The sequence below is a fragment of the Paenibacillus sp. P5_B5 genome (assembly GCF_056400365.1).
On sequence record NZ_JBFULK010000021.1, the window covers coordinates 69451 to 85071 of the forward strand.

The 15621-nt window shown below is 41.0% G+C and carries 16 protein-coding genes; 12 read left to right on the forward strand and 4 right to left on the reverse strand.

Features of this window, described 5'->3' with window-relative positions; all coding sequences use genetic code 11:
• Positions 1-235: 235 nt before the first annotated feature.
• A complete protein-coding gene (locus AC1DOK_RS21755) occupies positions 236-835 on the reverse strand; it encodes a DUF2812 domain-containing protein (protein WP_477556398.1) in 600 nt (199 codons plus the stop codon).
• A complete protein-coding gene (locus tag AC1DOK_RS21760) occupies positions 822-1145 on the reverse strand; it encodes a PadR family transcriptional regulator (protein ID WP_477556399.1) in 324 nt (107 codons plus the stop codon). Before AC1DOK_RS21760 ends, AC1DOK_RS21755 begins: the two co-directional genes overlap by 14 nt.
• A gap of 288 nt (positions 1146-1433) precedes the next feature.
• On the opposite strand from AC1DOK_RS21760, the gene AC1DOK_RS21765 reads away from it, so the two are divergent.
• Positions 1434-2306 (forward strand): AraC family transcriptional regulator, encoded by an 873-nt coding sequence (locus tag AC1DOK_RS21765; RefSeq protein ID WP_477556400.1) that lies wholly within the window; start codon positions 1434-1436, stop codon positions 2304-2306.
• A 26-nt stretch (positions 2307-2332) separates the two neighbouring features.
• Positions 2333-3226, forward strand: coding sequence for an alpha/beta hydrolase family protein (locus tag AC1DOK_RS21770; RefSeq protein WP_477556401.1), 894 nt, complete (start codon positions 2333-2335; stop codon positions 3224-3226).
• Here the strand turns inward: AC1DOK_RS21770 and AC1DOK_RS21775 are convergent.
• Entirely contained in the window at positions 3189-3449 is a 261-nt protein-coding gene (locus tag AC1DOK_RS21775) for a hypothetical protein (RefSeq protein WP_477556402.1), read from the reverse strand. The genes AC1DOK_RS21770 and AC1DOK_RS21775 overlap by 38 nt on opposite strands.
• A 472-nt stretch (positions 3450-3921) precedes the next feature.
• On the opposite strand from AC1DOK_RS21775, the gene abc-f reads away from it, so the two are divergent.
• The 5 genes from abc-f (at position 3922) to AC1DOK_RS21800 (ending at position 11533) form a co-directional block, all read left to right on the forward strand.
• Positions 3922-5409, forward strand: a complete 1488-nt coding sequence (abc-f, locus tag AC1DOK_RS21780; protein WP_477556403.1) for a ribosomal protection-like ABC-F family protein — start codon at positions 3922-3924, stop codon at positions 5407-5409.
• Between the two features lie 216 nt (positions 5410-5625).
• On the forward strand, positions 5626-5967 hold the full coding sequence (locus tag AC1DOK_RS21785) for a hypothetical protein (RefSeq protein WP_477556404.1): 342 nt from the start codon (positions 5626-5628) through the stop codon (positions 5965-5967).
• Positions 5968-6181: 214 nt separating this feature from the next.
• Positions 6182-7558, forward strand: a complete 1377-nt coding sequence (locus AC1DOK_RS21790; protein WP_477556405.1) for an alkaline phosphatase — start codon at positions 6182-6184, stop codon at positions 7556-7558.
• Positions 7559-8025: 467 nt separating this feature from the next.
• Positions 8026-9777, forward strand: a complete 1752-nt coding sequence (locus AC1DOK_RS21795; protein ID WP_477556406.1) for an ABC transporter ATP-binding protein — start codon at positions 8026-8028, stop codon at positions 9775-9777.
• Complete coding sequence (locus AC1DOK_RS21800; protein WP_477556407.1) at positions 9755-11533, forward strand: ABC transporter ATP-binding protein; 1779 nt, start codon at positions 9755-9757, stop codon at positions 11531-11533. The genes AC1DOK_RS21795 and AC1DOK_RS21800 overlap by 23 nt, the downstream gene beginning before the upstream one ends.
• A gap of 174 nt (positions 11534-11707) precedes the next feature.
• Here the strand turns inward: AC1DOK_RS21800 and AC1DOK_RS21805 are convergent, their stop codons facing one another.
• Positions 11708-11968: a hypothetical protein gene (locus AC1DOK_RS21805; RefSeq protein WP_477556408.1), complete on the reverse strand. Its 261-nt coding sequence runs from the start codon at positions 11966-11968 to the stop codon at positions 11708-11710.
• Positions 11969-12181: 213 nt separating this feature from the next.
• Here AC1DOK_RS21805 and AC1DOK_RS21810 point away from each other — a divergent pair, with 213 nt between their 5' ends.
• The 5 genes from AC1DOK_RS21810 (at position 12182) to AC1DOK_RS21830 (ending at position 15270) form a co-directional block, all read left to right on the forward strand.
• On the forward strand, positions 12182-13117 hold the full coding sequence (locus tag AC1DOK_RS21810) for a LytTR family transcriptional regulator DNA-binding domain-containing protein (protein ID WP_477556409.1): 936 nt from the start codon (positions 12182-12184) through the stop codon (positions 13115-13117).
• A gap of 138 nt (positions 13118-13255) precedes the next feature.
• Positions 13256-14101, forward strand: a complete 846-nt coding sequence (locus tag AC1DOK_RS21815; protein WP_477556410.1) for an ABC transporter ATP-binding protein — start codon at positions 13256-13258, stop codon at positions 14099-14101.
• Positions 14098-14808: an ABC transporter permease gene (locus AC1DOK_RS21820; RefSeq protein ID WP_477556411.1), complete on the forward strand. Its 711-nt coding sequence runs from the start codon at positions 14098-14100 to the stop codon at positions 14806-14808. Before AC1DOK_RS21815 ends, AC1DOK_RS21820 begins: the two co-directional genes overlap by 4 nt.
• A 30-nt stretch (positions 14809-14838) precedes the next feature.
• Entirely contained in the window at positions 14839-14970 is a 132-nt protein-coding gene (locus tag AC1DOK_RS21825) for a hypothetical protein (protein WP_477556412.1), read from the forward strand.
• A gap of 132 nt (positions 14971-15102) precedes the next feature.
• Positions 15103-15270 carry a hypothetical protein gene (locus AC1DOK_RS21830; protein ID WP_477556413.1) on the forward strand — a complete coding sequence of 56 codons (168 nt, stop codon included), beginning with the start codon at positions 15103-15105 and terminating at the stop codon, positions 15268-15270.
• Positions 15271-15621 lie beyond the last annotated feature (351 nt).

A 15621-nucleotide genomic window follows, 5' to 3' on the forward strand; every position in this document is an offset into this window, starting at 1 on the left:
ATAACGAAAGGGGCTGCCGTGTGGTAGCCCTTTGTTCAACTAACGGGCAGGTTTGCGTGGCGACAGAAGCTGTAAGTATTTAATTAATAAGGGTCACGTCACGAAACGGATATGTTCGTACGTTAAGCGTTTCATCTATTGCTATTTGCCTTGTCCTGCCCGAATTGTCTGGATGAACCCCATTAAAAGAAATCATCGCAGAAAATAGTCAAACCAGCCCTCAGGCTGGTTTGTATTATTCAGTAAATGTTTTTTCTTGTTTTTTACACTTCGTATATTTGATTGCAAAGAATAATGTCATGATGATAAACAGCCAAGTAGAACCGAAACGCATTAAAGCAATAGGAGTTTCAAATAAAAAGGACTGAACAAAATGGCTACCTTGTTTTTCCCATAATCCAGGAGTTAAGTAGGAAGATATTGGATTCAAATAGAGTAGATTTCCATCTCCTGAAGGAATGAGGATCAACAATACTACGAACATCATAAAGTAATAGCTAGCCATTCGCTGCAGCATCGCGCCCGTTGATGGTGCATCTGAGAACAATTCATCATGACCATCCTGCTCTTTGATCCAATAATGAACAGAACTAAATCGGCTGCCAGCAACATGTTTCCAGCCGAACTCTTCATATAGCTCGATGTATGTATCTAACTTTTCCTTCGTTAAATACTTTTGAAAGTCTAATTTAATGATCTGATTCGTATCAGTTGTTTTTTTGAATTGATAATAGCCTAACGAACTTGTTTTTACCAATTCATAGCCCTCTTTCAGTTGCTCATTAAGCCAAGCTTCTTCTTTACGGATATCGACAAACCTCTTAAATTTCTTCATTTATATATCCTCCTTTGTAAACATTGATGATATGTTGCATTCTTTGCATATCCAGCTGTAAAATTTCTCTTCCTTTGTCCGTTAAAACATAGACTTTTCTTCGGGCATCCTCCGTTTCGACACGTTCAATCAGTTCATGCTTCAATAAATTTTCAACCGCACCATATAAAGTTCCAGCAGCAAGCCGTACGTCACCGCCACTCATTTCCTCTACCTTTTGCATAATGACATAACCGTGTGTAGGCTCTTGTAATGCCAGCATAATGTAACTCATTGTTTCGGTTAACGGCAATAATTTATGTCTATTCATATCATGCCACCTCACTATATCGTCCAACTATATCGTTCAACTATATTGTCAAACTGTATAGTTTAATTGTATACAGTTCAACGATATATGCCAACTATTTAAATAAAAGGTTTTGGTGGGTGGTGGGAAAGTGATCTAGGGGTATCGCAGTCTGCTCATTTTATTAAGCTAAAGGGCAGAATTGCTGCGGGTACTGTTTAATAAGTTCTGCCTTCAACTTCGCAAAATATATCGAAAATGATAACTTGAATTATAGTATAGTGGTGTTAGCTACATGGAGGCGTTGGAATGCAATATTTTGAATCGGTAACTAAAGCGATTTCCTACATAGAAGAACATCTATTAGATGTAATAACCGCAGATAAAATTGCGGAACGAGTAGGTTACTCACCATATCATTTTCACCGAATTTTTCAATCCATTACACGAAACTCCGTTTCGGAGTATATTAGGAAAAGGAGATTAACCCTCGCTGCATATGACTTGTTTTACTCCAACCTTCGAATAGTAGAGATCGCCATCAAATATCATTTCACATCACAGGAGGCTTTTACACGGGCATTTCAGCAAAGGTTTTCTATCACGCCAGGGCAGTTTCGTAAGCAAGCGGATATGAAGGATACGCCTTTCCGGGCAATGGAAAAGAAGGCATTGGATGAAACTTGGCTACGGCAATTTCACAATGGAGCAGCTCTTGACCCCGTTATCATCACAAAGGGAAGACTTCATTTGGCTGGTATGGAAATACGAGGACTTCATTCTCACGATATTGGAAAGCTATGGAGCATCTTCCGACAACGCATATCAGAACTTAATAGAAGGAAAGATCTCAAGTCTATTTATTACTCTTTAATTGAACTTGCTGGAGATAATTGGGAAGCCTCTTATACAGCCTGTATTGAGATCGACGAAGAGGTAGAGTTGCCTGAAGGAATGGTGTATAAAGTAATTCAACCAGCAACGTACGCAGTATTCACGCATAAGGGAACTGTCGCAAGAATTCAAGATACGTTTGAATACATTTATAGCACTTGGTTACCTAAATCAGAGAATACGCGTATGAACCAGCCGGAATTTGCACATTATGATCACAGATACCTCGGACCGATGAGTGAAGATTCTGAAATTGACATTTACATTCCAATTGAGCCTATAGCTTAATATTTCTCAGGGGAGGAAAGTATAAAGTGAACATAAATGGAGAAACACAGCTAGGCTATGCGGGATACCATAGAGTAGAAATATCCGATACGTCTCTGGGCATTTCTTTTCCAATGTGGGTGATGTATCCTACAGGAACGGCTGAGCAAAGCGTTCAATTGGGGCCATACTCGTTAGAGTTGGCGAGAGACGCGGAAGCCTTGGAGGGAATGTTTCCCTTAGTTTTGATCTCGCACGGTACTGGCGGTTCACCGCTTGTATATCGATTATTAGCTCGGCATTTAGCACGGAACGGTTTTATCGTCGGAATGCCTGAACATCCGTTCAATAACAGGAACAATAATAGCTTGGAAGGTACAATACAAAATCTTACCTACAGACCGAGACATATTCGTATGGCCGTTGACTGGTTTTTTGATAATAAGATGTTTGCAGAAAAAATAAAACCGAATGCCGTTTCCATTGTCGGTCATTCGCTCGGCGGTTACACAGCTTTGGCAGCGGCGGGTGGTTTGCCTACATCATTTCCACACGAGACGCCGGACGGACAACCGCAACGCATAGAAGTTGCACCGGATCCCCGAATTCAGTCACTGGTATTGCTAGCGCCGGCATCGGTATGGTTTCAATCCGAGGGGGCGTTAAGTATGGTTAATGTTCCGATATTGATGCTTGACGCCGAAAAGGATCCGTACACTCCTTCTTTTCACGCGCAAATTATCGTGAGTGGGGTTGCTGACCGAAATAAGATTCAATATAGAACAGTAAAAAATGCAGGACACTTTTCCTTTCTGAGCCCATTCCCAGCTTCGATGATCTCCCCGTCATTTCTCCCTACTCAAGATCCTCCCGGCTTTGATCGGAAACAATTTCAAAAGGTACTTAATGCTGAAATAATGAGTTTCCTGAAACGTCAGTAATCATTTGAATTTCTCCATGAATGATTCTGCTAACAGGTAGAATAGTGGAATGAAGAAGGAAAGAAACCCCAACTACGGCTGCCGAGTGGGCAGGAGTGAGAGATGGCAAGATGGGAGCTTCCTCTTGAAGCGGCTCGGCATTATCCCCTTTGCGCGGAGTCGTTCCACTTGTTGTGCGGCATGTTCCCTTTCGACGGCGAGGATACGACACCCAATGACCCATAGACCGCGGAGAGAGCGATCCTACTGCTGCAGGAAGCTAGTGAACACGAGAAAAACGGGATTGCCGTATTGGAGCGTTTATCGGAGCAATTGCAGCAGCTGCAGATTTCATCTGCTCGCTGAACTAATGAAATAGAAACGAATAGGAGCGGTTGAAATGAGAGGATCATTGAGCTAACGGGTACGATAGCGTGGAGCTACCGTAAGGACAGCTCCTCTTTGATGTTCATTGAAGTAACGGGCAGGATAGTGAAATAACAGGAATCAAGCGAAGGAGTATGGAGGAGATTCACAAAGCTTCAGCCTAAACGGACGGCGCAGGTTGTAGTTATATTACGATTGTGATAAACTGTACGTAAATTTGATGACGGGAGTTGAACGAATACATGTAGAACTTTCTTGCTGCGAGATGAGCCGCAAGAAAGCACCTTTCTTGCGGCTCTATTTTTTTTTCATACGAAAGGATGATCACCATGCCCGCGATTCAGGTATCCAATCTCACTTTTGCCTATCCAGGCAACTATGACCTCATATTCGAAAATGTTCATTTTCAAATCGATACAGACTGGAAGCTGGGGTTTACAGGTCGTAACGGTAGGGGGAAAACGACGTTCTTTAACCTGTTACAGGGGAAATATGAATACAGCGGCACGATCTCAGCACCGGTGGCCTTTGATTATTTTCCGTTTCCCGTCGAACATCCGGAATATTTGACCGTCGACGTCATCGAAGAAATCGTACCAGGCTATGAGCGGTGGAAGTTGATGCGCGAACTGAACCTGCTTAAGGTCTCGGAAGACGCGTTGTACCGACCATTCGATTCACTGTCCCAAGGAGAGCAGACGAAGGTGCTGCTGGCCGTGCTATTCATCCAGGASAATCGATTTTTGCTCATCGACGAGCCGACCAATCATCTCGACTTTCATGCACGCAAGCTTGTAGGCGATTATCTGAACACCAAGCACGGTTTTATTCTTGTTTCACACGATCGGACATTTCTCGACCGCTGCGTCGATCATGTTCTATCGATTAATAAAACGAATATTGAAATCCAAAAAGGCAGTTTCTCMAGCTGGTGGACGAACAAAACTCGCCAGGACACGTTCGAATTGGCTAAAAACGAAAAACTGCATAAAGACATACAGCGTTTATCGACTTCCGTCAAACGCACGAGTGGCTGGTCTAACGAGATCGAAAAATCAAAAAATGGCACACGAAACTCCGGCTCCAAGCTGGACAAGGGTTACGTTGGGCACAAAGCAGCAAAAATGATGAAACGCGCGAAATCCATCGAGCAGCGGCAAAACAACGCTGTAGAGGAAAAATCGAAACTGCTCCGAAATATCGAACAGTCAGAAAGCCTTGCGATTTCTCAGCTCGCGTATTCCAGATCAGAACTGGCCGTGCTGGATCAAATCACGATTTACTACGGGGAAAAAACGGTTTGCGAGAACGTTTGCTTGACGATTGAACAAGGGGATCGGATCGCAATTTCAGGTCCAAACGGTTCGGGCAAGTCTAGCCTGCTCCGCCTGCTCAACGGAGAGACGCTRCACTATACAGGTACGTTTCGGAGAGAGCCGCAGCTTCGCGTTTCCTATGTATCCCAGAGCACCTCTCATCTGCGAGGATCGCTTTCCGATTATGCAGCAGAGCATGGAATCGACGAAAGCTTATTTAAGTCCCTGYTGCGTAAGCTTGATTTCGCCCGCATCCAGTTTGAGAAGGATATGTCGGCGTTTAGCGGTGGGCAGAAGAAGAAGGTTCTGATCGCGAGAAGCCTATGCGAAGAGGCGCATCTGCATATTTGGGACGAACCGCTTAACTTTGTCGACGTGATTTCCCGGATGCAGATTGAAGAGCTACTGCTTGAGTATGCGCCGACCATTGTGTTCGTAGAGCATGATCGGGAATTTCACGACCGTGTCGCCACGAAAACGATTGAACTCGGTGGGGGTTAGATTTATGCAAAGTGACTTGGAGTTAAATATGATTTCAACGGCAGAAAGCTTTACAAACATCTTTTTATATTGAACTGACGGGACACGATAGCTAAATAAACAACAGGAAAAGGCAGCCAGACTATCGGCTGCCTTATCTCAACTAACGGGCAGGATAGTTTAAACAATAGGCAGAAGAAGTAATAGAGAAATTTCGCTTATTTAATGAGGTGTCCTATGACAATAAATCGACAAATCAATGTAACTTATACGGCTGATAACCTTAAACAATTATTAATAAAGGTAATAAACAAGACAAATTTATTTACTCATGCCGAATTGGCAGACTGGTGCTTGGACTACACAGAAAAGTTACGGGGAATTGATTTGAACGCTCAAATTGAAAAAAACGCATTCTCGGTMGCAGAAGATATTGACTGCCAATGGGAATTGTATTTAGTTAATTCATTCACTTTGGAGCAACTTCAGGTACTTGATAAAGCAAAGATTAATTTACCCGAAAATTGGTTCACAGATTGGTTATCAAAGATTGTTGAAGATAAAAATCAATTGAACTAACGGGAGAGTCAATAAGTTTCACGTATTCAAGTTACTTTTTTATTGTACTTTGTATTTTTGTTCTTTATATGTTTTTACTATTGATTTGGCAGCGTCAAGTGAAAATATTTTTTTTAACTTAGAGTTTACATAACAATAATCCTCCGTTAATAATTGTCAATTAATATTAAATATGTAAGCAACGAGAAACAATTAATCTAATAGGGGGTTCATCATGAAAAAATTTTTTAAGAAACTTGTACCATTTGCGGTTGTTTCAGTCCTTGCGGTTACTGCCACGGTATCAGGTTTTCTCGTCGATCCAGTAAAGGCGGAGCAAAACAAAGAAAAAGGCAAAATTAAGAATGTTATTTTCTTAATTGGGGATGGTATGGGGGTATCGTACACAACAGCCTATCGCTACATAAAAGACGATCCGTCAACGCCGGTCATGGAAAAAACGGAATTCGACAAATATCTAGTTGGTAACCAAATGACTTACCCTGAAGACGAGCATGAAAATATTACCGACTCGGCTTCTGCTGCTACGGCAATGTCCGCAGGAATAAAAACATATAATGCTGCCATCGCGGTTGATAATGATCATACAGAAGTGAAAACTGTCCTAGAGCAGGCGAAAGAGCAAGGAAAAGCAACTGGTTTGGTAGCCACATCTGAAATTACACACGCCACTCCTGCTGCATTTGGAGCACATGATATCAGTCGTAAAAACATGGATGCTATCGCAGATGATTACTATGATCAAATGATCAATGGAAAGCATAAGGTGGATGTACTGCTTGGCGGAGGACTGAGCAACTTCGTGCGTAAAGATCGCAACCTAACCGAATTGTTTAAAAAGGACGGTTACAGCTATGTAACTGACCGCGAGTCCCTTTTGAAAGATACAAATAATCAGGTACTTGGCTTATTTGCCACAGGTGGGTTAGATAAAGCTATTGATCGCAACCAAAACACACCTTCTTTAGAAGACATGACAAACGCTGCAATAAATCGCTTGAGTAAAGATAAAGACGGTTTCTTCTTGATGATAGAGGGAAGTCAAATAGACTGGGCAGGACATGATAATGATGTGGTTGCTGCTATGAGTGAAATGCAGGATTTTGAGAAAGCTTTTAAAGCAGCGATTGATTTTGCAAAGAAAGATGGAAATACATTAGTTGTTGCTACTGCCGATCACTCCACTGGTGGTATGTCGGTTGCGGCAAATGGAAAATATAATTTTGACCCAGATGTGATTAAAGCTGCAAAACGTACTCCGGACTTCATCTCTAAGGAAATCGCGGCAGGAGCCAATGTGGAAGTCACGCTGAAAAAGTATATCGCTCTAGAACTGAGCGCAGCAGAAATAAAGTCTGTACAGGATGCATCGGTTTCAAAAGATCAAGGTAAAATAGATACTGCAATTGAAGCCATTTTTAACGAGCGCAGCAACACTGGCTGGACTACCGGTGGGCACACTGGCGAAGATGTCCCAGTGTATGCGTTCGGTCCAGAAAAAGAAAAATTCTCTGGACTCATTGACAATACCGACAATGCAAAAATTATCTTTGATATCTTTGGCAAAAAGAAGAATGAGAACGAGCAATAAATTTTGTAATAGAATTAAGATAGAGTATTCGGATCCTTCCGGATACTCTTTTTTGTGGTTTTGGGATAAGTTCACAATACGCTTTCACTGGGAATTAAACATCTTGTATTGATTCTGATTGTCCATGGATGGTTGACTTTATGGCTGGCTATATTCGCTGATATGAATGCTAGGCTTATTGTTACATTGAGCCTTCGCCTTTTAAAAGTGAAAGGTAAATAATTTGGTATGTACAGTAGCTCAATGTACTAACAAAGGAAAGATGAGGAAATCTGAGGTTTTTAGAGATAAACAGAGTTATTATTTTCTGAAAATCCTGAATTTAGGCATTGTAATGTGAATGTGTCAATCTATGCAAAATAGCGAACACGCGTTTTTGAGGTTTGTAAAATAAGATATTATATTTTACGATAGGTAACATTCGAAGAACGTTATCCATATTTTCTATAGATAAGAGAGTTGAGTTTATGACAAAAAGGCAATGGGTCACAAAATTTGTATTCATGCACAAATGGGTATTTTTATGTGGGTTCATCATCACTACATTAGGAACGGTGATCAATTTGATTTATCCGTTCCTCAACGGGAGAATTATCAATATCGCTTTTTATGATAAAGACATGACCGCTTTTTTGAATTTGTGTTTTATCTATGCTGGCATACTCATTTTCAATCAGTTTGTCGTTATGACGTTAAACAATCTCATTCAGTCACATTTGATGACGGGTTTTGTCTTTGATATACGGCGGACTCTGTTCAAAAAGATATTACATAAAAAAGGGAAAGACCTCTCCGGGATGTATAGTGGAGATATGATCAGCCGAATGAACAACGACACCAAGGATATTATGAATCTCGTATTCTCGAGTGGTCTTTGGGTATATTCCAACTTTTTACATATACTATTCGCTGTCTGCTTCATGTTTTACTACAATCTATTTTTGGGAGTTTTTACAGTCGTTCTGGTTCCCGTGGTGTTCTTTACCTCGAAACATTTCAAGAAAAAATCGCAGAATGTCAGGAAGGATATTTCAAAGGAACAGGGCAAACTATCCTCTTACTTGTTTGAAATCGCGAAAAATTTGCAGGAGATAAAAATCCTTAACGCACGTAAACAAGTAACGAGGTTTTATTCAAGAAAAACGACAGCCATCAATAAAATGAACGTGGTAAGCGGAAGAATCGACGTGACGGCAGAAAGGGTTAATTCGTTCATCACGCTTATCGCACAACTGGTGATATTTGTGACCTGTGCGTATTTCATTGTTAAAGGCCACATGCAGCTCGGCGTTTTTGTAGCCGCCTTAAGCTATTTCAATATGGCTGTGACCTACTTCAGCTCCATAAACGGCAAAATCATAGATGCCGGGAAGCAACTTGTATCCATACAACGTGTCGTGGATATTCTGAATGAAGAAGAAGAAGATTACAAAGAAAGCCATCCTCCGAAACAAATTAAGGATGGCACGATTGAATTTAACAATGTCACTTTTGGGTACACCGAAGATAAGTATGTTCTGAACGGATTCAATCTACGTGTTGATGCAGGAAGCACAATTGGCATAGTCGGAAAGAGCGGCGCAGGTAAAACATCGATGGCGAATCTGCTCTACAATTTATATAACGTTGACGGCGGCGAGCTTCTGATCGATGGTATGAATGTAAATGAATATAACTTGCATAGTTTGCGGAGCCAGGTGGGTATTGTCCATCAGGAGACAATCCTTTATGATCATACCCTACGTTACAATCTTTCATTTACGAACAACAAGGATAATGATGACGCAATGCTGGAAGCGCTTAAGAAAGCCGCCCTTTATGATGTTTTCCTGACACTTCCGAACGGACTGGACACGCTGCTTGGAACTGACGGGCAAGAATTATCCGGCGGGCAAAAGCAGCGTCTGGCTATCGCCAGGATATTAGTCAAGAATCCCAAGATTTTGATCTTCGACGAAGCCACATCGTTCCTTGACAGCCAGAACGAAGCGCTTATTCGGAACATGATGAGGGATATGTCGAAAGATCGGACGCTTATTATAATCGCCCACCGTTTTTCCACCATCAAAAACTGTGATAAAATCGCGGTTTTAGCGGATGGCGTTGTCGCAGGCTTTGATACTCACGAGGTACTGATTAAAAGCAATGAAACGTATATAGACTTATTCCGCGAACAGTGCATAGGAGATGAAGTGTATGAACCGGTTGGAAACCTTTAAGGCATTAACTCGGGATATAGATGGCATTAACAAACCGTTGATTGCGCTTGGCTTTTTCAAGGTGTGGAACTTAATATTCGGGCTTATCCCTTTATTCTTGTACTCGTTTTTGGTGAATCGCGTTTTAGTGGATAAAAATATGAACGAGCTTGCGCCTGTCATCATCGGTTATCTGGCTGTGTTCCTGTTTGCGACAATCGGAATCGCAGTCAGTAAGAGGTTCTCAAACCGGTTAATACTGAAATATGACCTGAGAATAAAAAATAAATTGCTGAAAAAATATACCAGCCTTGATCATGATGTATATAGCAAATATAGCATTGGCGACGTTAAGAGTCGGATTGAAAGCGATTCTACTGTTGCCGAGAATTTTTTTACGACCCATATATTAGATTTTATTTACGGAGTCGTTTACGCTGTTGCGCTGGCGGTTATTTTGTTATGTTACGACTGGCGGATCGCGCTTATCAGTTTTATTTTTGTTCCGATATCTTTTATAACGGTTAATTTTTTGGGAGGAAAATCGAAGAAAGCCAAAGAAGAACTATGGAAACTGCAAACAAAGTATGAAACCTTTTTACACTCAAATATTCAAAACTGGAAAGATGTCAAGATCAACAACCTTGAGGACGTGCAACTTGATGAATTAAACGGACACTATAAGAAGATAAGGCCTATTTGGTTTCTAAGCCAGCTCTATTCGCATCTAGGGATTACCTATTCGTTCTTCACAAAAAACTTCATTACCCAGTTGTTTATCTATTTTATTGGCGGATTATTCGTAATTAATGGTTACTCGCAGGTCGGTGTGCTACTCGTATTTATCAGCTTTTACGGGCAGTTTTTCGGGAATATAGAAACCATTAGTAATTCCATAATAAACTTCAAGAATGATTCGGTGAATATCGAAAAAGTTGTCGAGATACTGAATTTAGAAGTAGGTAAGAGATCCTATAAGAAAATTGACGGAACAGATATTAATGTTGAAAATTTGGAATTTACATATGAGGGAAACAATTCATTTGCTCTTGACGATATTTCGTTCTCCGTGAGTAAGGGTGAACATCTGGCAATCGTCGGAAAAAGCGGAAGTGGCAAGTCTACCATCGCTAAACTGTTGACAGGGAAGACTAAACCGCAAGGTGGTATTGTACGCATTGGCGGCATTGATATATATACTGTGGACAGCGAGAGTCTGTCAGAAAAAGTTAGTATAGTTGTGCAGGAACCGGTTCTTTTCAATATGACGATCAGAGAAAACCTATTGCTGGCAAAGGCCGACGCAACCGATGCGGAATTGATAGAGTGCTGCCGCAGAGCGAGTATTTATGACTTCATTGAAACCTTGCAGAATAAATTAGATACGATAATCGGAGAAAAAGGTGTAAAACTTTCAGGGGGCCAGAGACAGCGCCTATCTATTGCCCGTGCGTTTTTACAGGACAGGGACATCATAATTTTTGACGAAAGTACAAGCGCTCTTGACAACGAAAATGAGAATGAAATCATTACGGAGCTCAAGAGCCTTTCATCGGGGAAAACCATGATTTCCATTGCTCACCGTTTATCTACTATTTTGGACTGCGACAAGGTAATGGTTTTAAAAGATGGCGCGATGGTAGCTTTTGATACCCATGAAAACCTACGTAACAGAAACGAAACCTATGATTTTCTTTTCCAAAATCAGTATGTAGCAGATGGAAATGTTGTTATAAAAAATACAGAGGACATAAAACCATTAGTCGTAGGCAGTTGATAAAGCATGTACAATACTTTGCCAATGAGATGTGAAGTGAACCGTATCATAGGTAGAAGTAAAGCCGTTGCGCTAACGGGAAATGATAGTTCAATAACGAAAGGGGCTGCCGCGTGGTAGCCCTTTGTTCAACTAACGGGCAGGATAGTTTGAGATCATTTGCGGTGAACCGTATCATAAATAAGGGCAAGTTTTTTTGCGGCTTTCCTTGCGGTGCATGGGTTTGAATATATGTGTGCAGGCGATTTTATTCAGCGCTCTTAGGTTCAATAAGGCTGCGGTTACGTAGAGTTTAGTTGTGTTAGCGATAAAGAATCGGCTAGCAGAGCTCATATTACCGGCCGCTCCGCTCCATGACAGTCGTCCATCTCCTGATTCCACTTGCAGAACCGCCCCGAGAATACGTTTATGACCTACCGCGAGTGAATGAGCCAATCCAAATTTTGAATGCGTTGTTGCATGAAAAATCCCCTTTCATCGTATTTTCCCGACCTATGCATTGTTGATATCTATTCTATGGTCAAAATATATACTGATATGGCTTAGAGAAGACATGCCGTTATATTTTTCAATGAAAACTGACAAAAAAGTATCCCAATATTATAATTGTTATATATATCCTATAGCGGCACTGACCAGGAGGACGGCATGCAATTTCAACCAATGTATTATGATGGAGAATTATTTCTACCGAAGATCGAATTAAATATGACATCGAACCAATCGATTGGCATTATAACGGACTTGAAGCGAAAGCAGCTTTTAATGAATCAATTAGTGAATCATTCTGAGTATTATTTATTTCGAGCTGGGCAAAACGAGTATATGCGTTTAACGGTGGAAGAGCTAATCACTTTCCTAATCAAAGTAACGGAGAGGAATGAACGTGTCGCTTTGTTAATGGATTATTTTGCTTTAAAAGAAGAACGGAAGGTAAAAATCAAGGATCTAAGCTCATCGAAAAGGATGTATGTGACATTGCTGCGTGTCTTTTTTGCACATCAGCCTACACTTGTACTGGAGGAACCCTATTTTTACTTAGAAGAGCAAGATCGTCGTCATTTTAAACGAATTTTTGATGACCTTTCGAAAGAAAAGCAGATTTTAATTTTAACTTCGAATTTAGAGGATGCCATTATTTCCTGTGATGCAATTTATCGATTGAACGAGTCCGGATTTCATCAATTGGATATTCGGGACTCAGAAGAGGATAAGCAGGAAGTACAGAAACAAGATGAGGCCAATATAACCTTGCAGAAGATATCTACAAAAAGAAATGATAAAGTGATTTTATTTAATCCGCCTGAAATTGATTATATAGAAAGTATAGATGGTTCGATTCTTGTTCATGTGGGTGGGGAAAATTATGACTGTGCTTTGACGCTAACCGAGCTCGAGCAGAGATTGTTAAATTTCGGGTTTTTTAGGTGTCATCGATCCTACATCGTTAATCTGCAAAAAGTAAGAGAGATTATTACATGGACGAAGAATAGCTACAGCTTGCGATTAAATACAGGTAAAGATGCCGTGGTTCCGTTATCTCGTTCAAAATTGCATGAATTAAAAGCACTTCTTAACATTTAATTTCCGGAGTAATGTCGAACCAATCAAGCACTCAGTGGTACCATTCAGGCTATAATAGCTACATTTCGGCGGGTTTTGATGGCTGGAAGCATGCAATCTGTATATATTTAAGCCATCAACTCTAAGGAAGTGGTGTTAATGGATGTTATCCAAGTAGAACGTATTCGAAAGAGATTTGGAAATAAGGATGCATTAGCAGATGTGTCTTTTTCAATTCCGAAAGGAGAAATTTTTGGTTTCCTAGGTCCGAGTGGTTCAGGAAAAACGACATTAATAAAGATTTTAACTGCGCAATTAAATCCGACAAGTGGACAGGCAAGTGTATTTAATCAGCCAGCGGAGATGATGCATCAGTCTGCACAGAAGATGCGCTTTGGCATTTTGACGGATAACAGTGGTCTATATGAGAGATTAACTATAGAGGAAAATCTAGAGCTGTTTCGCCAATTATATGATCTTCCTAGATCTTCGATCGATAAGGTGCTGCAGTTTGTAAACTTAAGCGGAGAGCGCAAAAAGAAGGTCAATCTCTTATCGAAAGGGATGCGTCAGCGTGTCCTTCTGGCATGCGCGATTATCCATGAGCCAGAATTATTATTACTAGATGAACCTACTTCGGCTTTAGATCCAGTAAACTCAGCACATATTTATAAAGGGTTACGCTACTTAAATGAGAGAGGGACAACGATTTTTTTAACTACGCATGATATGGCTGAGGCAGAATTGATATGTAACCGTGTAGCGATTTTGTATCAAGGACTAATTCAAACAATTGGATCACCAAAGGAACTTAAAAAACAGCATCGTGATAACGTAGTTTGCGTTGACTTAATAAATGGGGAAGCATACGAGCTCCCGATTGATGAGGGAACGGCTGATCAAATAGCTGATTGGATGAAACGAGGGTTAATTGATCGAATAGAAACGAAAGAGCCAAGTCTAGGTGATATCTTTATTAAAATGACAGGAAGTGAGTTACTATGAGTATCTCATTAAAACGTTCTCGAGCGATATTTGTAAAGGATTATAAAGAATTTTCGCGCAATTTTGCGTTCTCTATTAGTGTGCTTTTTCCAATTATTTTAGCACTTCTTCTTCGAGGTGCACCCCCGTCTGTGCCTGGAGCTTTCGGTATGGTTCTAAATACTTCGTTTGTGTTACTAACGTGTTTAGTACAAGTAAGCTTGATTGCGGAAGAAAAGGAGCGTAACACTTTACGATCATTAATGATGACTCCGGCGACGACCATGGATGTTTTAATCGGTAAAAGTACTTTAGTCTTTGTAATGTCTGCTGTTGCTCTGGCTATTGCTACGTTTATATTTGGCTATGAGCCAGCTAGTATATGGGCGTTTGTGGCAGCAATCATTCTTTCGATTATTCTATACACAGCAGTTGGGACGATATGTGGTTTATTCTGCAAGACGTTGGTTGCAGCATCATTATCTATAATTCCTGTGTCGATTGTATTCACTTCGCCCCCAATTTTACCATTACTATTGGGTGATTTTCCGATTGTCAAAGTGCTGGAGTATACACCAAGCATTCAACTTGTACGTTTGCTAGGTGTAAGCAGTACAGGCTTTACGACGGGAGATTTATTAAAACCCCTCCTCATTATTTTGGCATGGACGGTTGTATTAACGATTGTATCTGTTGTTTTGTATCAACGACGGTTAAAGGATGAGTAGGAAAAAATTTACATAAGAGCATCTGACTTTATGCCGGAGTCCGTGCTGCAGTATTCGGGAATCTATGGCGCGACCAATACAACGATAAACATCGATATTACCGAAGGCGGCGTCATGTCCATCACTTCGGAGCAGTCGCCCGATAATCCGGCCCAGATCTAAGAGTATTCGGCGGACGGCACGTTCCTGAGTGCGGATGGGAATACGATGATCAGCTTCGTGACGGAGGAGAACGGCCGCACCTACTTATGGATTCGTCGATACGCTTCGTTTCCGGGTCTTGGACAGTTGGCTATGTCAGTGTACGACGCCGAGAAGCTCCAGCCCCAAGATCTTCCGACAAAGACAAAAGAAGCATGGATGCAGCGCGACGACAAGAAGTATTATCTGCTGAATGAGAAGTATACGTCGCTCGTTAATGTTGCCGGGTTCGCGGCTGGATCAGATGGAGGACCTGGATAATTAAAAACTTGCCGTTACAGACAGCGCGGAGAACCGTATCACAAGTCATTAAGCTAACGGGACACTATAGCTCAATAATCATCAGTAGAAGGCTGCCGTCAGCAATGGATCGGCAGCCTTCTCAGCTAACGGGCAGTTTTACGCAGTTATTTATAGAAAAGTGGTATAATTATCAGGGGAAACGTTAATAAGGTTTGAAGTTAAAATGAGGTGTTTTAATTTGTTGCTTCGCGATGGGATTTCTGGATTTTATAACTCGGAAATCGATGAATCATTGGTAGACATTAGCCATTTTAAAAAGCAATGCTATGCTTTAGCAAATCACGTTGGTGGAAAACTGGTCACTGTTTC

Excerpts from the sequence above, each read along its gene's own strand:
- AC1DOK_RS21755 (WP_477556398.1), bottom strand. The coding sequence starts at position 835 with ATGAAGAAATTTAAGAGGTTTGTCGATATCCGTAAAGAAGAAGCTTGG.
- AC1DOK_RS21760 (WP_477556399.1), bottom strand. The coding sequence starts at position 1,145 with ATGAATAGACATAAATTATTGCCGTTAACCGAAACAATGAGTTACATT.
- AC1DOK_RS21765 (WP_477556400.1), top strand. The coding sequence starts at position 1,434 with ATGCAATATTTTGAATCGGTAACTAAAGCGATTTCCTACATAGAAGAA.
- AC1DOK_RS21775 (WP_477556402.1), bottom strand. The coding sequence starts at position 3,449 with ATGGGTCATTGGGTGTCGTATCCTCGCCGTCGAAAGGGAACATGCCGC.
- AC1DOK_RS21790 (WP_477556405.1), top strand. The coding sequence starts at position 6,182 with ATGAAAAAATTTTTTAAGAAACTTGTACCATTTGCGGTTGTTTCAGTC.
- AC1DOK_RS21795 (WP_477556406.1), top strand. The coding sequence starts at position 8,026 with ATGACAAAAAGGCAATGGGTCACAAAATTTGTATTCATGCACAAATGG.
- AC1DOK_RS21800 (WP_477556407.1), top strand. The coding sequence starts at position 9,755 with ATGAACCGGTTGGAAACCTTTAAGGCATTAACTCGGGATATAGATGGC.
- AC1DOK_RS21810 (WP_477556409.1), top strand. The coding sequence starts at position 12,182 with ATGCAATTTCAACCAATGTATTATGATGGAGAATTATTTCTACCGAAG.
- AC1DOK_RS21815 (WP_477556410.1), top strand. The coding sequence starts at position 13,256 with ATGGATGTTATCCAAGTAGAACGTATTCGAAAGAGATTTGGAAATAAG.
- AC1DOK_RS21820 (WP_477556411.1), top strand. The coding sequence starts at position 14,098 with ATGAGTATCTCATTAAAACGTTCTCGAGCGATATTTGTAAAGGATTAT.
- AC1DOK_RS21825 (WP_477556412.1), top strand. The coding sequence starts at position 14,839 with ATGCCGGAGTCCGTGCTGCAGTATTCGGGAATCTATGGCGCGACCAAT.
- AC1DOK_RS21830 (WP_477556413.1), top strand. The coding sequence starts at position 15,103 with ATGTCAGTGTACGACGCCGAGAAGCTCCAGCCCCAAGATCTTCCGACA.